This window comes from Aporhodopirellula rubra, from assembly GCF_014192335.1.
In the GTDB taxonomy this organism is placed as follows: domain Bacteria; phylum Planctomycetota; class Planctomycetia; order Pirellulales; family Pirellulaceae; genus Rhodopirellula; species Rhodopirellula rubra.
In genome coordinates, this window is sequence record NZ_JACHXU010000010.1 from 64,515 (window position 1) to 86,529 (window position 22,015).

Below are 22,015 nucleotides of genomic sequence, written 5' to 3' on the forward strand. Positions count from 1 at the left end.
CGTGACCTGCAACAATTCAGGTCGACTGAGTTTGTTTCCACGAGCCCCATAGAAATGCAATGTCCATGGCGACCCCTGCCTCGCAGCCATCCGCGAATGAGACTGCTGACGATTCGTTTCCGGAACCCCGTGATTCGCTGCTCCGTATCGGCAACCATACGCTCAACAGTCGCCTGATTGTGGGCACGGGGCGTTACGATTCAATGGACCAGATGCGAGATTCATTGGTCGCCTCGGGCAGCGAGTGTGTCACCGTGGCGGTCCGGCGGGAGCGTTTGTATGACAAAAACGGCCAGAACATTCTCGATTTCATCGACCCTCAACGCTACACCCTGCTGCCCAACACGGCCGGTTGCTATACGGCCGCGGATGCGATCCGGGCGGCCCGTTTGGGACGCGAGATTCTCAGGACGCTCGGTAATTCTGGCGCCGATTGGGTGAAGCTCGAAGTGCTCGGTGATTCCAAAACGCTGCTGCCTGATCCCGCGGAAACCGTGCTCGCGTGCGAGAAACTCGTTGAGGATGGGTTCTCCGTGTTGTGCTACACGAGCGATTGTCCCGTCACGGCGGTGCGGCTGAAGAAGGCTGGAGCGGCCAGTGTGATGCCCGCGGGCAGTCCGATCGGCAGCGGCCAAGGGATTTTGAATCCGAACAGTTTGAAGATCATTCTCGAATACCTCAAGGAAGACGACCCGGATTATCCGGTGATCATCGACGCAGGCGTTGGAACCGCCAGTGACGTCGCCATCGCAATGGAACTCGGTGCCGACGGGGTGCTGTTGAATACGGCGATCGCTCACGCTCGCGATCCGGTTCGGATGGCAGTGGCGATGAAATATGGCGTGATGGCGGGCCGACACGCAGCGTTGGCTGGGCGGATTCCACGTAAGCTTTACGGTACGGCGAGCAGTCCCAGTGAGGGTGTGATCAGCACGCGTCCCTACGGAAGCCAAGCCGATGGGACGGCGAAGTCGTAGCAGGCTCCGCAGTCGGCCTTCTCGTTCGCGGTTTGTGAAGAATCTTTCCCGGGCGTCAGTGTCATCGCCTCTCGACACAAGTTCGGGCAGGTTGCAAAGTTGAGCGGGGGCAAAGTTGACTGGGATTGGAGCCTCGTCGCCATTTGCTGGCATCCGCCGGGACGCTCGGTTAGCTTATGGGCATGAACCGCTCAAACGAAATCCGTCCTGTTCTCCGGCCAACGATCCGATTGCGTTCTGACGCGGTGTCGGCGCGAACGCTACCGTCGACCGAATCATCGCTCGGTCGCGACGTGTCGGGTAGTGGCATTTCGGGCTATGCCGATGTCGCACCGAACGGCTCCGGCGCAAGGATTGGTAATCCGATCGGCGAGTCACCAATTTTGTCGGCCCGCGATGCTCGGGCGGGCGACGGTGGTGCGGGAGATTCTTTCTTCGAGGCAGGTTCGGTTTGGACGCCGGAGCAAGGAAGGAAATCCGAACTCATTGCCGCGGTGCGAGCGATCGAGAACAAGTCAACGGGCGGTTTCACCAAGTTCATCGTGCTGTTGGTGTCGCTCGCGGTCTTTGTCGCAGCCGGTGTCGCATGGTGGGACCCGTGGATGGTTTCTATGTTGGTGGTCGTGTTGTTGTTTCACGAGGCCGGGCATTACGTGGCGATGCGGATGTTCGGTTATCGAAACGTGAAGATGTTCTTCATTCCGTTTCTCGGTGCTGCCGTGAGTGGGCGTCACTTCAATATTTCCGGTTGGAAGAAGGCGATGGTTTACCTCGCCGGACCGGTTCCCGGCATTATTGTCTCGTTACCGTTGATGACCGCGGGGATCGCGTTGGAAAAGGATTGGATGTTGGAACTTGGTGGCATGGCGTTGCTGCTCAACACACTCAATTTGTTGCCGATCATGCCGCTCGACGGTGGTTGGATTATGCATTTGACGGTGTTCAGTCGGTCGCCGATTCTCGAAATCGTCGCTCGGGTGATCGGAATCGTTGCGATGGTTGCGTTTTCAATCTTCACTGAAAGCCGGTTCATTTTGTTCGTCGCGATACCGCTGGTGTTGTCTTTGCCGATGACGTATCGCGTTGCCAAATTGATTCGTCGATTGCGAGACCGGCCGCTGCCGCAGCCTGAACGAGATGAGATTCCCGACGCCGCGATTCATTTGCTCGACAATGAGATTCAAGCCACGCCGTTGGCGCCCACTCCGACGGCGAACAAGGCAGGGATCATCGTACAAATGTACGAATCGCTGATCGTCCGGCCGCCTGGGATCGCCGCGACGCTCGCGATTTGGATGGTCTATGGCGGTGCGTTTGTGATCGCGATCGTCGGCGGGATGGGGATCCTCGTTGGTCGAGATCTGTTTCGTGATGGCATCTTTGACATGGACATGTTCGATGCCGACAGCCACTCGGTGCCGTTGGATGTTGACGACACGCGGTTTCATCTCGGTACGGAACCGATCGTCGAGTCGTATCTCGCGGTCGCTCGTTTTGATTCGGCGGTCGATTTGGAAGCGGCCAAGCAACGGTTGTCTCCGGAGAATCTGGAAAAGTACACCCACGTGCGTTTTGGAAACGTTTGGTTTGCGTCGATTCCGATCGAGGACGATGGCCAAACGGAAGATGAATTGTTGGTCGACGAGGACGTTTTCTTAGAAGACGAATTCGACGACGAGTTTGGCGAAGATGACTTTGAGGCGGTTCGTGAGCGGATGCGGGAGTTGTTTCGTCCCGTCGATCCTGCCGAAACGTGGGTCGCGAAACTCGCACAATCACCGAACGTTGGAGACGGTATGGATGATGTGGCGGGCGACGTGGAGGGTGACAACGGGCGGATGCCACGTTTGGGGCAGTCGACTGTGCACGTGATCAGTGGGATGCATCATTCGTCGATTCAAATTCGTGCGATCGCACCGGATCCCGAAACCGCCAAACAGGTCGCCGAGGAATACTTCCAGATGCCCAGCGTTGCGGGAGACCGATTGTATCTGCCCGCGTGGTCTCCGCTGGACGCGCCGACGCAGCAACAAATCGATTGTCGAAATGTGCTCAAGACGCTGATCAGTGGCATCACGCCCGAGACGGCACCCGAGTTATTCGAAGAACGGAAACGACTCTACGAGCAGCAGTACGCCACGATTGATGACGACTATGACCCGGTGAGAGCGGCTGAGTTCGCGGCGCAGATTCGAGATTTGCAGACGCAGTTTGTCGCTGACTTTGTTGACGGGCTCGACGGGGAGCAGGCCACCGTTGGGCGAATGTACCAGCGATACCAGCAGGATGAATTGGCGTACCAAGCTGACGTGGAAAAGCGTTCGATTGATATTCGTGCCCGTATCGCGGCGGGTGAGGAACTCGATGAGAGTGCGGACTCGGAGATGATGGAGGACGAATATCCGATCATGGATGACTATCTGATCGGCGAACAAAATCTTTTGGGGTTGAGCGACTCATCACGGCGGAGTCACCATTTTGCCGCACATGTCAGCGGAGATGTTCTGACGGCCGAGGATGTCATGGAAGAACGCGAGTACGCCGATCAGGATGCGGACACGGATGTAATCGCGTTGAACCCTGGCGAGCGAATTCTCAATCTGCACGTGCACCGGGCGACGGATCAAGCCGCCACGTTGTCGGCAATCGTCGCGTTTCTAGGTGATCGCGGATTCCACACCTTTGAATTGCAATACGTGACTCCGACCGCCGAATTCGAGTGAGGCACCGCGGCCGGTGATTTCGGAGTCGCGTTTGGGGTTTTGGCCGCGTCTCGACTAGTTCTTGTCATTGCCACGTCGTGCGATTCGCGGGCGGTTTTGCGGAGGGAGTGAACGGACAATCCGGCTCATTCGCGGTCGCTGATGCGTTTTGGTTGACTTTGACGGTTAGGTCGATGCTGCCATCTATTCGGATCGTGCTGCGGTCAGCCCCTCGGGAGGGTCGATCAAGTCGAGGTAGATCTCCTTCACGTCCGATTCTAGCGATTGCAACGAAAACGCAGATAAATGCAATCGTCCGGCACGCTCCCATGAAACAACCACACATGAAACTCGGCGGAATACTTCTGTTTGCAGTGCTGTGTCTGCTCGGGACGGCATTCGTCTGGCAGGCGGCGCCGGTCGAGGCGACTGGTCCGTACGGCGTCAACGGGCCCGCTCGCCCCACGCGTCTCGGCGCATCGGGGCGGTTCGCGAGCACTCCCGTCGGTGGAGATTCCGATGAGGACTTACTAAGCAGTTCGAGCGATGAGCTCCACGGCGGCGATGATTTGCTAGGCGGCGACGACCTGCTCGGCGGAAGCAACGAGCCATCCGGGGATGATCTTCTCGGCGGTAACGACTTGCTCAGCGGCGATGATCTCCTCGGTGGGAACGATCTGCTCGGCGGGAGCGATGCACTCAACGGTCTCGGCCAAAAGAGCGACGACGTCGATCCTCTCGCAGGGCTCGGTGCGAAAACCAAGATCAAGCCCGCTGATGCGAAGTCGGCCGATAAGCAGGACAACGCGACGGACCCTCACGTCGGATTGTGGACCGAAGATATCTATCCGTCGGCTGAATCTTGCCGCGCGTGTCATCCGAAGCATTACGACGAGTGGAGCGTCAGCAGCCACGCGTACGCGTCGGTTTCGCCGATGTTTCATCGTTTCGAGCAGACGATGACGGAACTGACGCAGGGGACCGTGGGATCATTTTGCATGCGATGCCACTCGCCTGTCGCGACGCAATTGGAAATCCCGCGAACGGTCAGCATGCTCGACCAACCTGCCGTCGCGCGGGAAGGCGTCACATGCATCGCGTGTCACCGCATCAACGAACACTACGGACGCAGCAACGGTGACCGTCGTATTGAACCCGGCGACATTCATGCTCCGGTAGGACGCGGGGGCAATGGCCAAGCACTCTACGCGGCGCTCGCCGAAGCGAAAAAACACAAACTGAAAACGGACGCCTCTCAAACGGGGCCGGGGCAAAAGATTCACAACGGTTCGTTCTTCTTTGAGCCGCTGACCAAGACCGACATTTGTGTTTCCTGTCACCAAGTTGCCGTGCATCCCGGCATTTGGTTGGAAGTTGTGCACGGACAATACCGTGCCGGTCCGGCGGCGAAACGCGGTGCCACGTGCCAAGATTGCCACATGGGCGCGGTCCCAGGTAAGGATCTCGGGTACGAGCATTGTCACGTCGCCGAACTGTCCGGCAAACCCTACGGGGAACCGAAGAAGCATTCGAATCATACGTTTTGGGGGCCGGGCTACTCGATCGCTCACCCGGGAATTTTCCCGCATCATCCGAAAGCAAAAAAGTATTCGCCGCGACAATGGTTGACGTTCGATGACCGCGCAGGATGGGGCACGAAAGCGTTCGAGGATCACGTTCCACCCGGAATGGTTTTCCCCGAACCGTGGACGGAAGCCGATGACCGGATCGATGCGAGAAAGATCATCGACGAGAACCTTGCCAAAGTGCACGCCAAACGTGGCGTCTCGGCGATGACGCTCGAGTCCGCCGCTCACGTGAGCGATCCGGTGTTCTACACGACCCCGCAACTCGGACGGCCGTTGAAGATCGGCTATCGGGTCGACAATGCCAGCGACGGACATAACTTGCCGACCGGTTCACTCGGGGCTCAGCCGCAACTGTGGCTCAACGCGGCCTTGATCGATCCGACCGGCAGACGAGTTTGGGAAACCGGCTACCTCGACTCCAATGCGGACCTCGCCGACATGCATAGCGTCGACGTGGCGGAAGGCCGCGTCCCACGAGACAAGAACTTGTTTAATTTGCAAACGAAGTTCTTGATCAACAACGTTCGCGGAACGGACCGCGAGGCCGCGTTGCCGCTGAACTTCAGTCTCGATCAACTCGTGTTCTTGCGTCCCGGAGCGGTTCCGGTCAGTGTTTTGAATCACCCGCCGTTGATCCGGATGGAAGCACACAGCATCGCGCCGCTCGACCATCGAATTGCCAAGTACACGATCCCGGCGTCCGCGTTCTGCATGCCGGGAACGTATCGACTCAGCGTTCGGGTGCGAAGCCGAACCGAACCGATGTATTTGATGAAGTTGGTCGGTGCGACACCGGACATGATGCGGCGAATGAACGAGAACATGATCGACATCTGCCGATCCAGCATTACTTTTGAGGTTCGATAGTTATGTTGAACCATCACCCAACCGACAGTAAACGCCCCACGGTATCACCCCGCCGTCGATTGCTTAGGTCAATGATCATCGCGAGCTTGATCGCTGTTCCGTGCGGAATGGCAAATGCGATCGACCCAATTATCGATATGTCCCAAATCGACGCGGTGTCGACGCTCACGCCGTCGCACGTGGATTGGTTAAGCGTTCCGTTACCGACTCAATTGCCCTCGCGTTCGTTCGCGTCGGCAGGTTTGCGACCACGTCCGTTGCCGCCGATGGACGCGTTCGCGGCGACTCACTCGGTGTTGGAAGGCTCTCTGCAGCAACCGACCACCGCGCGTGCCGCGGTGATTGCCCCCAATACTGCGCCGGGAGATTTTGGCCGGCGTCCTGGTCACTTCGTCCGGCAGCCGACGCCGGCGCCGATCGTCGCGAAGGTTGAAATGAAAAATGGGATGCAGTTTGATCTGCGTGCCACGGAAACCATGTCTGACCCCGATTGGTTGGGGCTTCCGGTTCCGAATCCGCCATCGGAGCCACATGCTCAGGTCGCGATGGCACGGCCTCGACGTTTACCGATGTTGGAACCGGCGGCGGAAACCGACGCGGACGATATTCTTTCGCAAGGTTTCAATGACGAGGTGGAACAATCGAGCGAATTGTTCTCCATGGAATCGCCCGCCACAGAAGACTCACCGAACGTCGACGATGAAACCTTGGTGGGGCTGCCCCGCCGTTTGCCGCCGATCGGTGATCTGGCTGCGGAGGAAGAGTCGCCGCGTGATTTTATCGCGTCGGCCGGCATGTCGCCGATCGCCCGCCAACTCGATTGCACGCTCAACGATTTTTCCGCTACGCCGTTGCCTGGCGGAACGGAATACAACAACCCTTACGCGGCTCAATGGATTTACGACTCCAAAGCCGCCGTGCCGACGCAGGCACCATGGATCGAATGGGGGCGGTTGTTTTATGGCGACGGAATCACACCACGCGGACGCGACTGGTTCGGGCCTTACAACATGGTCCGCCCTCAGTTCTATCTGTACGGAGACTACCGAACAGGGATCTCGGCGGGACGCAATGCCGCCGGACGTACCGACAACTGGTCAACGCGTTTGAATCTCGACATGGATTTGCGGATCACTGACACGGAACGTTTCCATGGCTTCATCGGGCCGCTGGATCGCGCCGGGAAAGTCTCCGGCATCCAACTCAAGGACGGCGAAATCGATTATCAAAGCGTCATCAACCCGAACTTCGTCACGGCGTTCTTTGAAGGTGACCTTGGTGCGATGTGGGGCGGTTTCCATGATCAATCGTCGCCGATGGAGTTGCCGTTCACGGTTGGACTCGTTCCGTTGTTGTTCCAAAACGGCATTTGGATGGAAGACGCGGTGACCGGTGCCGCGTTCGCGTTACCGGCGCGGCATAGTCGGTTGCTGAATTGGGCGAACTACGATGTGACTTTCTTTGCGGCAGTGGACCAAATCAACAGTGCTGCCTTCGGAACAGACGGGCATGCCGCGCAGGCGTTCGGTAACGCATGGTTCATTGAGGCCTACGGAGGCTACATCGAAACCGGTTACGCTTTCGTTCGAGACCGGAACAATGCCGCGAAGAGCTACCACAACATGACGGCTAGTTTCACGCGGCGGTACTTTGACCGCATCAGCAATTCGGTGCGCGTGATTGTGAACAGTGGCCAGGATCTCGCCAAAGATGACCGAACGGCCGATGGCGGACTGTTATTGGTCGAAAACAGTTGGATCACGTCGGCACCGCTTACCGTGGTTCCGTATGCCAACTTCTTTTACGGTTGGGGACGCCCGCAATCGGTGGCCCGGGCGGCGAACAGCGGCGGGATTTTGCGGAATACCGGGATCAACTTCGACACCGACGGGTTGAACGGGCTCGCGACTCTCGATCCGACCGGGGCTGACACCGCGGGTGGTTCGATTGGCGTCGATTTGATCGGCAACCAACTCGACCGGCAATTGCTTATCGAGGCGTCGTACCTGACTGAGCACGGCAACCTGAACCCGGGTGTCGACGGTGACCAGTTCGGATTGGGGGCTCGTTATCAGTTTCCGGTTTCGAATGCGACGTTGCTGCGTTTCGACGTCATGCACGGCTGGCGGGGCGATTTGCCTAATGTCTACGGGACTCGGATGGAATATCGCTGGAAATTCTGAGGCCGGGAGAGCGTCGACGCGGGCACAAATGCGTCGAAAACGAGCTTTCAGCGTTAAAACGCGGGTTTCGCCGCCAAAATTCACGACGACTTCACTTCCGCTCGAACCGGGAAATTCGGTAGTTTTCGGACCAGCCGTTCTCATTTTTTTCCCGTTCAGGACGCACCTGCTATGCACGAACGAACCACGCGGGCGATCGCTCGATGGCTGTTCGTTGGCTGCTGCGCCGTGCCGACCGTCCTAACAATGTTCGCGATTTTGGTCACGTGGACGCCCTGGTATGACAACCGAGCCCGTCATGCCCTCGAGGATCACGTGGCTTTGCTGACGGGGCTGCATGTTGAAATAGGCGATTTCGAACGAGCGGATCCGTCGACGTGGAGGCTATCCGATGTGCGGTTGGCCGACCCCGAAACGCTCCGCACGGTGGCAACCGTCCGAACAGTGTGCTGGATTTCGCAAAGTGACAGCACCGTTATTCGGCTGAGCCAGCCGGAAATTCGTGTCGAGACGCTCGACCAAGTCGCCACGTTGGTGCACCATCGTTTCCTGTGTCGGCCGGATCAAACCCGTGTCCCCGTACGGATCGCGGCTGACGACGTCACGCTGCGTGGGCAGTCGACGGCACAGACGTTGCAGGATTTTGATGCGTACTTGGAGACGCGAGATGACGTTGTTTGGGCGACGGTGCGATGCATCCCCGCTGGGCAACGACCCGACAGCGAGGGTGTGCAAATCGAAGTCACGCGTGATCGTTCGGTCTCACCGCCGATGACTTCATGGTCGCTGCAGACCGGCGAGATGCGAATGCCGTTGGCGGTGATGGCGGACTACTACCCGTTCGTGAGCCGTCTCGGCGCCGACGCGACGTTTGACGGAACGTTCTCTGCATCGCGGCAGGATGGCGTTGCCGCGGACGCTTGGTCGATTAGCACGACAGGGCATTTTCGAAACGTTGATCTCGCCCAATTGACTCAGGAGTTGCCGCATCGGGTTACCGGACGTGGCGATGTTGCGATTGATCGTTGTCAGCTCGAACGCGACGGATCGGTGAACGTGGCCGGCCAACTCATTGTTAATGAAGGATGGATGTCGGCGTCGATACTTCCCCGGCTCGCGGAAGATTTGGGATGTGAGTTGACCGTTCCGATCCAAGATGATTTTGCGTTCGATGCACTCGCGTTGCGATTCGATCTCTATGCCGCTCAGTTGAAAGTGGAAGGCGTTTGTCGCGAGCTTTCGGGGCGACAGTGGTTGCCTTCCGATGTTGTAGTTTCCGCAGGTGGTCAGCCGATCGTGTTGTCGCGAGGGGGATGGCTTCCTGCAACGAATCTCGCTCGGTTGATCGCTCCGGCGCACAGCGTGACGATACCGATCTCTCACCAGACGACCGGATTGTTAGAAATCCTGCGTCCGCCGCGACACGCTCTTCCGGGTTCGGTGCATCCTCAGACGCCCATGGACGAGAATGCGGAGCCCGCCGCACGAATCGGTCGGCTTCAGCCATGGCGAGATCAGAGCGAGCCAATTTCGCAACCGCGATAACCAGGTTCGCTGCATTGCCGCAAATGCGGCGCTGCTACACTGTTGCATTATGGATCAGCTGCCGACCCCGCATAACAACTTCTTTCATTTTGCACTTTCGCACATTCCGAGTGCGAGGAGTCTGATCGAGTCGCAGCTCGACGCAAAAGCGTTACGGGCGTTGAGGCTCGACACGCTCCGGGTGGAGACGGGGAGTTTTGTCGATCCCGATTTGCGAGAGAAGTATTCGGATCTGTTGTTCTCGGTTGAGTTGGCAGATTCGACCGAGGGTGCGGATGAACAGATCTCGGGCGATGAATCGCGACGTGCGAACGTTTACTTTTTGTTCGAGCACAAGAGCCAATCGGATTCAGCGACGGTGCTGCAGTTACTGTCGTATATCGTTCGGATTTGGGAAAAGCGTCGACGCGAAGCCCTGCCGCTGACGCCTGTAATCCCGTTGGTGATCTACCATGGCGAGATCGGATGGACCGCAGCGAGAAAATTGGCGGATCTGATCGAAGGGCCAGAGGCGTTGGTGCCTTACCAGGCAAGCTTCGAATTTTCGCTTTTGGATCTCAACCGAGTGCCTGATGACGAAATCGATGGCGATCCCATTTTGCGTAGTTCGCTGCGGCTGCTAAAATACAGTCGGAGCAACGACTTGATTCTGCACCTTCATGAGATATTGGAGGTTTTCGGCCGTTTTGCCGCGAGCGGTCAGCTTCAGGACTGGATCACGGCGATTGGAGTTTATGTCATGGCAGTCAACAAGAATATTGACGATCAACAATACAAGCAAACCGTCGCCAGCGTGTTTCCCACTCAATTCGAGCCCGGTTCACTCGCCGACCGCCTGCTGATTCGTGGCCGTGAAGAAGGTCGCGAAAAAGGCCGTGAAGAAGGGATGGAGAAGGGGAAGCTGGCGGGGACGATTCAGACGTTGCAGGGATTGTTGGGGGATGCCGTCAGTACGGATGCTGAGTTATTGGATATGGACGTCGCACAACTAAAAGCTCGAGTCGACCTATTGCAGCAGCGACTCCGCGACCGGCCGTAAAAGCCGGGCTGAGTTCGGTCGTTCGAGCTTCATTCGAATCGCCGCGTGCTCAAGCCGTCCGCCGTTGATCGACTAGGCGAACTCGACTTTGTTGTCGTTTTCGCGAGTCTCGTCCGCCATCTCGATGCACAGTGTTTCGACGAGGACGTTGAAGTGCTGATCGTGGCGTCGGCTTGTCTTGAGAGTCCATCGTTGGTCTGAATCCGGCGCGTCGTCGGCGAGTCGGATTTCGACCGTATGCGTTAGCCATCCGGGGGCGAGTCGTGGCTGGGTTTTGTCGCACAGCATCACGCCTTGGCGTCCTCCGCCACCGGGGATCGGCATCCAGGAAAGTGGTGACCAGGATGACGCGGGCACGAGCGACCAAGTCGATCCGTCACGCACCAGCCGCAAGCAACTCTTGGCGGGGAACGGGCCGATGGCGTCTTGCGGAAACACCACGAGCCCGTTTCGGCCGGGCACTGCGTATGATCGCCACAAGCGAGCGAGCACGGGATCGAGCAACATGGTTCGGTAGAATCGCACTCGCCGTGCCGTCCAACGGAAAATGATAAGCGCGATCAAAAGTACGAACAGATTGATCGCCGTCGCGAGTGTTGGGCTGAATGCGTACACCGCCATCAATCCGGCGCAGATCGCTTTGTTGCAAATTTCAAAAATCGCATCGACGGTCGGAAATGGGGTCAGCCAAACTAAGAACTCAAAGAAAAACTTGACGCTGTTAATCACCAGCAGATTGATCGCCATCGCGATCATCAGCAGTGTCTCGGCGGTGAAGCTGACAATGCCGGCTTCAAAAACGATCGGGCTAGAAAGAGATGCCGTCTGGATGCTTTCATCGATCGCTGAATCGATGCTGTTGTCAACGCCGCCGGAGTAGTTGGCGGATAGTTTGATGGCCAGCAAAATGATCACGACCGCGTAGGCCTCCACGCGATCCATCGCCTGGGCAAACGGTTTGCTCACTTTGGATAGTCGCGGGAGGCTGGTCAGCAGCGCCAGGATGGCGAAGACGACGAACAGCGGGACGTTGCACAGCGGGCCGGAGTTGTTTAGCAATGCGTTGTCGGTGATCCAGTCCGGTCCCCAGAGTGCAAGTCCCGACAAACAGGCGACGCCGAAAAATGGCGAGAGTGCCAGCGGAGCGAGCGGTCCCAACCAGTCGGCGAGGTGCAGTTGTTCGGCCCATGCGGTTGCCGCCGCGATGTCGCTGGTCTTGAAATCGCCTTGTAGGGCCTTGGGGATATCTTCATCGGAAACTGCCGGTCTAGCATCGCTTGGCACTTCTGGCTCAACCGTTTCTACGGCTTGGACTGCGATGAGGGAGACCGATGGCGGTGAGGCGTGGGTGGTAGGGTTTCCAGAATCGGATTGAGCGTGACGGTCAGTTCCGCCCATCAGAACGCTGTCAATTGCAATGAATACGACCGCTGCGATCGCGAACAAAATCAATTTACCGTTCATCTGGCTAACCGCCCTTGTTGTCGTAAATAATCCGATGGCCTAATGTTTCGAACTATGAAACGACCACATCTCTATTTGACCGGGTATCGAGGGTGCGGCAAGAGTACTGCCGCAAAACTCTTGGGTGAATCTCTCGCACTGCCCGTATGCGACCTCGATCATGTGATCGAACAGACGGCAGGAGCAACGATTGCGGAGATCTTTGCATCCGAAGGCGAGGCTGGATTCCGTGACCGGGAAACGCAATGTCTCCAGGAAATCTCCGCTCAACCTCAACGCGTGATTGCTCTCGGCGGAGGTGCGATTTTGCGGCCGCTCAATCGACAAACGATCGGCATCAGCGGTTGGTGTGTTTGGTTGGACGCGGATCCCCGAATTATCGCGGACCGAATTTCCGGCGACGCAACGACTCGCGAGCGTCGACCGTCATTGACCGGACGGCCCGTCGCAGAAGAGATCATTGACGTGATGACAAAGCGTGAGCCGCTCTATCGTGAAGTCGCCGATCTGAGGGTCGAGACGTCTCACCGTACGATCGAAGAAATTGTCGCGGAGATTAGCAAAGCGTTCGTGGACGTCGAATAACGGCGTCAGGCGTGTAGCCGAGCGTCTCGCGATCGACGCCATTTCGGAGTTTCGATCAAGGTTCAACGTTTGAAGTGTGGGCCGGCGTTCTCAGGTCGCCCGGCATCAATCAACTCGAACCCGAGCCTACCAACGCAGGATCAAGGTTCCCCAAGCGAGCCCGGCACCAAAGCCACTCATCAAGACAAGGTCGCCACGTTTGAGGCGACCCGCCTGGGCGGCTTCATCAAGGGCCAACGGGATGCTCGCGGCGGAAGTGTTGCCGAAGCGATCGAGATTAACGAACACTTTCGAGGCGTCCACACCGAGGTCTGACACGGCCGAATCGATGATTCGTTGGTTGGCTTGGTGCAGTATCAACAGCGATAGATCGTCTGGTGAAACGTCCGCGTGCGCCATCACGTCTTTGGCACTTTCGTCGACAACACGGACGGCCCATTTGAAGACCGCGCGGCCGTCCATTCTCATGTATTGGTCACCGGCGGCATACGCTTCCGGAGTCAACGGTTGGCGACTTCCGCCTGCGCGGACGCAGAGCAAATCGCCGAAGCATCCTTCGCTGCCGAGTTGGTAGGCGATGATGCCGTCGCCGCACGAGTCCTTCGCCACTGTCTCAGTTCCGCTGGCGTCTTCTTCGTCGGCCAAGTTCACGAACTCGTCGCTGGCGGTCACCAGTGTCGCGGCGGCGGCGTCGCCAAAGAGCGGGAACGTTTTTTTGTCTTCGGGATCGATCGTCCGGCTCATTAAGTCCGCACCAATCACCAGTGCGTTCTTTGCGTTGCCGGCCGCGATGAACTGTGCCGCGGTGACCAACGCGAAGGTATACCCCGAGCACGCAACCGAGATATCCATCGCGGGAGCCGAGGCCCCCAATCGACTTTGGACTTGGCAGGCCGTTGACGGCGTCGGCGTGTCGGGGGTGATGGTCGCGACCAGGATCAGGTCAACATCCGCGACGTCCGTGCCTGAATTTTGCAAGCATCGCACGGCGGCTTCATAGCACATGTCGCTGGTCGCCTGATCCGGGGTGGCGTGGCGACGTTCTCGGATTCCCGTTCGGCGGACGATCCAGTCGCTGTCGCATCCCAGTGCCGCGAGGTCTTCGTTCGTGACACAATTTTCGGGAACGTACGATCCGGTGCCCGCGATCCGAATTCCACCGACGCGTCCGAACCGCCCTTTGGCCGTGACCGTTCCTTTGGCGTGCACGGCGCCCGTCGCAGCGCCGCCCTTTCCGTCCGCTGGTACGCCGCCGGAGGTTTGGTTCTTGGCCGATGTGACGGATGTCTGGGGCGATTCTTTAGCCGGTTCGGTGTGCAACCAACTTTCCTCGTTTTCAGGGATAAAATGTCGCAAAATCTTTCGCGAAGCTTTCGGGGCAGAATATACATAAACGGGCGGATCGACGACATATCCACCGATCCGGGAAGCGCGGCGAATCTGTGATTACAATTCCGAGCCATCACTGCGAGGGCGTGACAGCGTTGGCTGGGTGTTTGCCGCGTCCACTAACGCGGCGGCTCACGGCGACCGGGCACACAGCAAGCGGGCATCTCACAGAGAAAAATCCGGTGACGAAATCGGATTGCCCCCCGATCTGAAAAGTCGACCAAGAGACGTCTTTTCAAATGCGAAGAATTGTCGTAAGTTTCCGCCTTCTCGAAGACGATACCTGTTTTCGCAGGCGAACCTGAATGGCATTTTTGTGCTCACTCGGGTTTGCGACCGCGAGACGTTCGGTTACGTTTTCGTGATCTTCAAGGCGATGTAGCTCAGTCGGTTAGAGCGGAGTCTTCATAAGGCTTAGGTCAGCGGTTCGAGTCCGCTCATCGCTATTTTGGCGTCGCGTCCGGTCGAAAACGGATGCCGTCTTCAGGAAAAGACGCCTTTCCATCTGAGGAGCCCGTGTTTCCGGCTCCCGCCAATCCTGGATCTCGCGAAATTGGGATCGGTTCCCTCGGCGGTCTCGCACCACTTCTCCGATCCGTATCGCTGCACTCTTCGGCCTCTTCTGTTCCGCGTCTGAGTGTTGTCAGCGGCCGGATTCGGGCGTGACATCGCCGTTGCGTTTGTCGGTGTTTTCCGGTTAGCTCGCTCGTCGAGCCGTTAATACCGTCTCATGGCGACTAGTGTTCCTCCAAAAGAAGTGGTCATGCGCTCATCTTGACGCGATTCTGATTATTTTGGTGCATTGTCGCGTGAGTCGATTTTTTTTGGAGATTCGGCCAATTGGCGGTGGTGCGTGTCTCTTCGATCGATTGAATCTTAATGCCGTTGGACACGGCTTACCTCGGAACTCATTAGATGAACCATCCCGAAAAAGCACCGAGCTGCCACCCGTTTCGGTTTTCCGAAGCTCGATCACTGATCTCGGATTTACAACGACCCAACCAAACCATTTATTGGGTCGATTTCTTGTGCTCCATCATTCTCGGACACTTGACCCTCCACACTATGTTTTGGGCACCGTATTTCTACGGGTTCGCTCCTTGGGTGATCGCGGTGATCGGTGTCAGTTATGTCGTCACCGTGCTGCTGTACATGCGAGCGTTGATGTTTATCCACGAATTGGTGCATTTGCCCGAACACGGATTCACGTTTTTTAGGGTCGCTTGGAACGCACTCTGCGGGATTTTTTTCCTCGTCCCGTCGTTCCTCTATTACCCGCACGTCGACCATCATCGGCGGAAGCACTACGGCACCGATCATGACGGCGAGTACCTGCCGCTGAGCCATCGCAGTCCGTGGTTGATCGTCGGATTCATCGTGCAGGCTCTGTTTCTACCGTTGCTCGCACTGTTGCGTTTCGCCGTGATCAGTCCGCTGTGTTGGGTTTTCCCACGTTTGCGTCCGTTCGTTCATCGGCACATGTCAACAATGTTGGTCGACCCCTTTTACGAGCGCCCTGACGCGTCGCCGAAATTGATGCGGATCGTCATCATGCAAGAGGCGTTGTGCTTCGCGTGGTGCGTTTGGTTCCTAATCCGAGGCGGCATCATGCGTGACCGCTGGATCGACCCGTTTTGGCTGATCGCCTATAGCGTCGGTGTTGGCATTCTCGTGTTGAATGAATTTCGTACCCTCGGCGCTCACCGATGGAACAACGACGGTGGCGAAATGACGTTTGAGGAGCAACTTCTCGACAGTGTTAATTTTCCCGAGCGTCCATGGTTTACCGAGTTATGGGGCCCGATCGGCACTCGCTATCACGCGCTGCATCATCTTTTCCCGCGTCTTCCCTATCACAACCTCGGGAAAGCCCATCGGCGATTGACCGAAGGCTTGCCCGCCGATTCGATCTATCACCAAACGTCGGAGGTATCGTTGACGTCGGCGATTCTGAAATTGTGGGATCGGGCACGTGGAGCGAGACGGCCGCGTGCTATGATGGCGTCCCATGAAAAAGCCACCGCCGTTGGGTCCTAACGCTTTCGAAAGCCATCACGCCTTTTTCGTTTGTGAACGAATAGGGCAAGAGGGATGGTTGCCGTATCATCAAATCCGATTGCCCATTGATGATCTCGGCTTTCGCCAATCCGTAACCGCCGTCGAGCGATTGCGGACGTACTCGCGGAAGCCGTTTCTGATGGACGAACATTGGACGCGTTTGCATCAGACGCTCGAGTTGATCGGGGTCGGACGTAGTGTTGCGGAAAGAATTGCACCGGCAAACGATCATCTGCTCAGCTGCGAGGCCCTGAGTGAACGGGTCCAGGAACTATTTGATCGCAACGCGGAACTGGTCGATTCCGAAGGTGAGATCGGTATCACGGTTTGGGTGACGCCCGGAGACCGAGTCGGGGCACGACCATCGATGGCGGTGCATCTCAATCGAATCGACCCTCAGTTGGTTCGCTCTCGGATGAAACACGGGCAACCCGTCGTGTTGACGGATGTGGTGCAACCGGACGAGGCGAGTTGGCCGCGACGGGCGAAAGTCCGTTGTCGTTTGCACTATTTCCTCGCCGACAGCGCCGCTCGTCAGGCGGCTGAAGACGCGACCGGAGTGCTGAAAGACACCGACGGCAGTTGGACGGAGTCGGGGATCGCGAATTTGGGGCTGGTCATCGACAACGAGATCTTCCTCGCGCCGCAGGATCGAGTGCTGCCCGGGATCACGCAGGGGCACCTGATTTCAATATCGGCGTCGTTGGGGATCTCGGTGCGGCGGCGTCCGCTGACGACGGAGATGATTCGCCGAGCCGAAACGGTGATTCTGACGGGAACCGATTCCGGGATTTGGTTTGCAAACGCCGTTTACCAATCGAGCGACGGTGCCGTGGCGAATATTCGGGAGTTCGATCGCCCGGACGCCCGCAGTGTCTTGCGAAGATTGCAAAACGCGATGCCGTCGGGGCAATGAACCCGCAAAACCGTCAGATTTAGGCTGAGTCCACCCTGTCTGGTTCGGTGTTTTCGCCAAACAATTCGCGAAGTTTTTGGGCGACGCGTGTATCCTGGAGCCCATGTCCAGTCACACGTCTCCCGAATCGAAACGAGCCGAATCCGCGCCAGTGGACGCGGCTGCTGCTGGATCGATTAACATTGCGTCGGAAGTGCAGCGTTTGGCGGACGTTTCCGGCGGACGAGAAGAATTCCTGCAACGCGTGGCCGCCTTTCTGGTTGAGTCCCTGCAGGCCGCGTTGGTCGCCGTTCACGATTCGCCGTGGCCACAACCTCGAATGCTGGTGCGTGACGAGCGGGTCGCTGGAGGCATCGATCGCGATCACGTCCACGCTCTGTTGGATTCGTCTGTTGCCCCGGTTTCGTCCAGCACCATCGCGTGCGATCCGGTTGCCGGCGGAATGGTGATGGCGGGGACAGATTCGATCGTGTGCGGCAGCATGTCGACCGAGCTGTTTCCGGCTCCTCACCGGTGCAGTCTGCTGGTTATCGAGTCCGGGCCGCGAAACGCATCCGAGATGTTGCCCGCGATGCGAACGCTAACGGCTGTTTCCAGTGCGGCGAGAGCGACGCGTTTCCATCACGCAGGCGACGCAACAGACACCGATTCTCATGATCGCGTCGCACCGGCGGCAATGGGAAATCTGGTGGATTTGAAAAAGGCGGACGATCGATCTGCCGCCTTGATGGATTCGTCTGGTCTCGATCAAAACGTTCGTGTTCGCGCATCGCTTCGTCGGTTTCATGGATCGCTCGACCCAACCGCGACCTCGTACACGATCGCATCCGAGTTACCGCATCTACTACTCTGCGATCGCGCGGCGGTTTTGATCGCTCGACCTCGGCGTGGAAATCGTCGAAAATATCGAGTCACCGCAATCAGCGGTTCCTCCGTTGTCGATCGTCGCTCACCGTTGATCCGTACGATGAGTCGGCTCGCTGACCGGGTTTCCATTATCGGGGAACCGATCGTTCTTCCTCCGCCGAGCGAATGCCCGGTTGATAATCCACCGCACGAACCGAAGAATCGGCAGGTGCCCGGTGACAGTTCTAAGAACGACGCTATGGCGGTGACTCGGACGCCGGCAGAGCATGCTGGTCACCTAAGCGACCTGCCACCGCAAATTGTCGATGTTCTCGAAGAATACCTCGACGAGTCTGGCGTGCTCAGTGTCACGGTGCTACCGATTTTTGATCCGGCGACGGCGTCTGATTCGAGCCAAGTTGCCTATGCCAGTGTTGACTCGAGCGTTTTCGGCATGGCAACAAACCGAAAAAACGCTGACGCACCGATGGCGATCTTGTTGTTGGAAACCTTCTCCGGCGTACCGACTGGTATCACGCCTGGGATGATCGAGATCGGAAAGGAAGCTGCAACGGCGATCGGCAATTCGCTTCGATATGACGACGTGTTTGCTCTCCCGATACGACGGCCACTCGCGGGGTTGTCTCGCGCGGCGGTGCGAAATTGGATGTTTGCGATGATGATTCTGGTCGCGGGCCTTGTCATCGCGTCGTGGTTCATTCGCGTCGATCACACGGTTGTGGCGACGGGGGTGGCTCGTCCGGTCGAACGTCAGGCGGTGTTCGCGCCGGTCGATGGGGTCGTCGATGAAATTCTTGTTCGCGATGGCCAGGAAGTCGCGGAGGGCGACGTTTTAGTGCGTTTAGAAAACTCCGAAATTGCTCGTGAATCGCAATCGCTCGCCGGGCAACTCGCCACCGCCACGGAAAAGCTCGCTTCACTGCGTGCGATGCGACTGGCCGGCGAAGACGGCCCACGTGAGGTGGCCCAAAGCGTACTTGAGCAGGGGGCATTGGAGAGCGAGATCCGTACGATCGGTCGACGGATCGAGATCAATGAAGCGTTGCAGGAAGAGCTCGTGATTCGGGCAGCCATCGCGGGCGTCGTTGTCGGGTGGCGATTAGACGAGAAACTGAGGTCGCGCCCTGTCAGTCGCGGCGATCGTTTGTTTGCGCTCGTTGCACCGGACGGACAATGGGAACTCGATCTCAAACTCGAGGAATCCAATGCCGGTGAGATCATGAAGTTGCACCATCAGGGCGATTCCTTGCCGGTGCGTTTCGCGATCGCGTCACAGCCGACCCAGACTTATCACGCGGCCGTTTCGCAAATCGGCGGAGTAGCCCGTCGGCGTGCCGATTCCTTGAACGTTGTGGACGTGGTTGCGTCGGTCGCATCGGATGCCGATGGCCCGCTGCAACGAGACGGATTTCGTGGGGATATTGATGTGACCGCAAAGATCGTGTGTCCGCCTCGCCGGTTGATCGATTCACTCAGTGACGGTCTCGTCGCGTGGTGGCATCGTCATGTTCTGTTCCGTTTCCGGTGAGTTATTGAGATCGTGAACGGGCCCACTTCATCCACGGATCGTTCTCTCGGCGTTCGGCATCAGGTCGGTTTGAAAGCCGTTCGGGTATCGCATCGCCACACCGCGAGTGTGAACGTTCACGATCCGGTTGCGGGGAGATACCATCGGTTGAGAGAGGACGAGTTTTTTCTTCTGTGCCGTCTCGACGGTGAGTGTTCGCTCAATGATTTGCGTGACGAATATCAGGTTCGCTATCCCAACCGCCGCGTCACGCCGGCTCAGATCAACGCATTACTGTTCCGATTTCATGAAAGTGGGCTAACGGTCTCGCGGTCCGTCGGGCAGGGCGTGGCGTTGTTAGAAAGATCCGATGAAGAACGCCGGAAACGCTGGCTTTCCGTCGCATCGCAGTGGTTGTTCGTTCGTTTCCCAGGAGTTGATCCAGCGCCGGTGATGCGGTGGATCAATCCGATTTCGCGTCCGCTATTGTCCACCGTCGGAGTCACCATCGCGGCATGCTTCGTGGTTGTCTCGTTGGTTGCGATGATCGTTCATCGTGAACGCTATGTCAGCGAGTTGCCGGCGGCCTCGGAGTGGCTGACCATGCAGAACGCGTTGATATTGGCGTTTGTGATCGGGTTGACGAAAGTCGCACATGAGTTTGGGCACGCTGCCGTTTCGGAACGTTTCGGCGCACGCTGTCAAACGATCGGTCCGATGTTGTTGGTGTTCACTCCCGCGTTGTACTGCGACACGTCGCAGTCATGGATGCTGGCGAGTCGATGGAAGCGAGCAGCAGTTGCATTGGCCGGGATCGCGACGGAAGTCCTGATCGCATCCGTCGCGGTTTGGGTTTGGCTGTCGACCGCTGCGGGGCTCGTCCACTCAGTGGCTTCGCACGTGATTGCGGTTTGCGGGGTCAGCACGTTGTTCTTCAACGCCAACCCGTTGTTGCGTTATGACGGCTACTACCTGCTCTCGGATCTTACGGATGTTCCGAATCTCGGCACGCGAGCGAATCGTCGACTCACCGGGTTGTTGCGACGCGTTTGTCTCGGAGTTGTGGATGATCGTCCCACGCTCGAACGCGCCGATGGCTCGACGTGGCTGCTGATCTATGCCATCGCGGCGTTTGCGTATCGGTGGTTGTTAGTGTTCACGATCATCGGCTTCATTTGGTACGTGCTGCGACCGCACGGTCTCGAAGTCATCGGTCAATTCGCGGCCGTCATGGCGATCGTGACGATGTTGATTGCCGGTTTTGTTCCGCTGCGAAAATTCCTATCCAACCCCTCGATGCGAAGAAAAATCAAGATGTCTCGCCTAGTGATGACCGCGATCGTTGTTAGCTCGATCGTCGCCTGCGGGTTCATCGAGTTGCCCCGAAGCGTTGTTGCTCAATCGCGAATGGTGCCACACGATGAAACTCGTGTGTACGTCGTATCGGGCGGCGGGCTGGTCGAGATGGCTGCGCGGCCGGGCGAACGCGTCGAAAAAGGTGAGCTTCTCGCACGATTAGATAACCCCTCTTTCGCACAGAAACTGATTGATGCCGAGGGGCGTCTTGAGCAGCAAACCTTTCGAATCGAATCGCTGCGCAAGTCTCAGGCTCTCGTACCGGAAGCCGCCGAGCACCTCGCGGCGGCCGAAGAGATGCTCGATCAATTGAATGATGATGTCGCCGCGATCAAGAAGAAAATTGCCGCTCTATCGATCACCGCCCCACGATCCGGTGTCATCATCGCCGCAGCCGGGAACCTGAAAGCCGCAAATTCGGACACCAGTGAACTCGATGCTTCGTTTCTCGATCCTGATGGCGAGCACCTGCCGACGACAGCGCGAACGGATGTGCGGTTGGCGTCATGGTCGGGGAAGCCGACGGACCCGGAAAATCTGCGGTGCTATTTTGAATCTGGTACCGAACTACTCAGTATCGCGTCGCAGGATTCTTGGGTTGCGGAGATCGCCGTGACCGCCGCAGAGGCAAATCGGATCGACGTGGGAGCACCCGCGGTCGTGATCTGGGACGCTTCACCGAGTGATCGGTTTCGGGGAACGGTGTGCGAGGTTTCCGAAGAAGCCTTTGACCCGCAACTCGATTCGATTCGCCGCGATCACCCCGATGCTGCACGTGCTCGTTGGACTCCGCAAACGCGGTACTTGGTCACCGTTACGATCGATGGACCGACCACTGCAGAAACGGACTCGAGACGCATGCCAACTTGGCTGGTCGGTGGCAGCGGCCGGGTGAACATCTCGACGCCTCCGCAGAGCATCTGGCGACGCGTCGTCGAGGGGCTCGCGGGCGTGTTTCGATTCCGATAGGT

General features: G+C 57.8%; 13 protein-coding genes and 1 tRNA gene. 12 read left to right on the forward strand and 2 right to left on the reverse strand.

All coding sequences use genetic code 11. The features are described from left to right. The first annotated feature begins 65 nt into the window (after positions 1-65). From FHS27_RS14735 to FHS27_RS14760, 6 genes are all read left to right on the forward strand, one after another. On the forward strand, positions 66-977 hold the full coding sequence (locus FHS27_RS14735; RefSeq protein ID WP_315854579.1) for a thiazole synthase: 912 nt from the start codon (positions 66-68) through the stop codon (positions 975-977). Between the two features lie 182 nt (positions 978-1,159). Next, positions 1,160-3,700 (forward strand): site-2 protease family protein, encoded by a 2,541-nt coding sequence (locus FHS27_RS14740; protein ID WP_246419810.1) that lies wholly within the window; start codon positions 1,160-1,162, stop codon positions 3,698-3,700. Between the two features lie 308 nt (positions 3,701-4,008). Beyond that, a complete protein-coding gene (locus FHS27_RS14745; RefSeq protein WP_246419812.1) occupies positions 4,009-6,135 on the forward strand; it encodes a cytochrome c family protein in 2,127 nt (708 codons plus the stop codon). 71 nt (positions 6,136-6,206) lie between these two features. Beyond that, positions 6,207-8,318, forward strand: a complete 2,112-nt coding sequence (locus tag FHS27_RS14750; RefSeq protein WP_184305687.1) for a hypothetical protein — start codon at positions 6,207-6,209, stop codon at positions 8,316-8,318. A gap of 171 nt (positions 8,319-8,489) precedes the next feature. Then, a complete protein-coding gene (locus FHS27_RS14755; protein ID WP_184305688.1) occupies positions 8,490-9,863 on the forward strand; it encodes a hypothetical protein in 1,374 nt (457 codons plus the stop codon). Positions 9,864-9,912: 49 nt separating this feature from the next. Next, positions 9,913-10,902, forward strand: a complete 990-nt coding sequence (locus FHS27_RS14760; protein ID WP_184305689.1) for an Rpn family recombination-promoting nuclease/putative transposase — start codon at positions 9,913-9,915, stop codon at positions 10,900-10,902. Between the two features lie 72 nt (positions 10,903-10,974). Here the strand turns inward: FHS27_RS14760 and FHS27_RS14765 are convergent, their stop codons facing one another. Beyond that, positions 10,975-12,366 carry a hypothetical protein gene (locus FHS27_RS14765; RefSeq protein ID WP_184305690.1) on the reverse strand — a complete coding sequence of 464 codons (1,392 nt, stop codon included), beginning with the start codon at positions 12,364-12,366 and terminating at the stop codon, positions 10,975-10,977. 54 nt (positions 12,367-12,420) lie between these two features. Between FHS27_RS14765 and FHS27_RS14770 the strand changes: the two genes are divergently transcribed. After that, on the forward strand, positions 12,421-12,951 hold the full coding sequence (locus FHS27_RS14770; protein WP_184305691.1) for a shikimate kinase: 531 nt from the start codon (positions 12,421-12,423) through the stop codon (positions 12,949-12,951). Between the two features lie 126 nt (positions 12,952-13,077). Here the strand turns inward: FHS27_RS14770 and FHS27_RS14775 are convergent, their stop codons facing one another. After that, positions 13,078-14,160: a beta-ketoacyl-ACP synthase III gene (locus FHS27_RS14775; protein WP_315854580.1), complete on the reverse strand. Its 1,083-nt coding sequence runs from the start codon at positions 14,158-14,160 to the stop codon at positions 13,078-13,080. A 552-nt stretch (positions 14,161-14,712) separates the two neighbouring features. Between FHS27_RS14775 and FHS27_RS14780 the strand changes: the two genes are divergently transcribed. The 5 genes from FHS27_RS14780 to FHS27_RS14800 all read left to right on the forward strand — a co-directional run bounded on the left by FHS27_RS14780 (position 14,713) and on the right by FHS27_RS14800 (position 22,013). Continuing rightward, positions 14,713-14,786: transfer RNA gene (locus tag FHS27_RS14780), tRNA-Met, on the forward strand. A gap of 469 nt (positions 14,787-15,255) precedes the next feature. Next, entirely contained in the window at positions 15,256-16,377 is a 1,122-nt protein-coding gene (locus tag FHS27_RS14785; protein ID WP_009099058.1) for a fatty acid desaturase family protein, read from the forward strand. Further along, positions 16,349-17,314 (forward strand): aminotransferase class IV, encoded by a 966-nt coding sequence (locus FHS27_RS14790; RefSeq protein ID WP_184305693.1) that lies wholly within the window; start codon positions 16,349-16,351, stop codon positions 17,312-17,314. The genes FHS27_RS14785 and FHS27_RS14790 overlap by 29 nt, the downstream gene beginning before the upstream one ends. A 103-nt stretch (positions 17,315-17,417) precedes the next feature. Further along, a complete protein-coding gene (locus FHS27_RS14795; RefSeq protein WP_184305694.1) occupies positions 17,418-19,709 on the forward strand; it encodes an efflux RND transporter periplasmic adaptor subunit in 2,292 nt (763 codons plus the stop codon). 12 nt (positions 19,710-19,721) lie between these two features. Next, the gene (locus tag FHS27_RS14800) at positions 19,722-22,013 is read left to right on the forward strand and encodes a site-2 protease family protein (RefSeq protein ID WP_315854574.1); all 2,292 of its coding nucleotides are present in this window, start codon (positions 19,722-19,724) and stop codon (positions 22,011-22,013) included. Positions 22,014-22,015 lie beyond the last annotated feature (2 nt).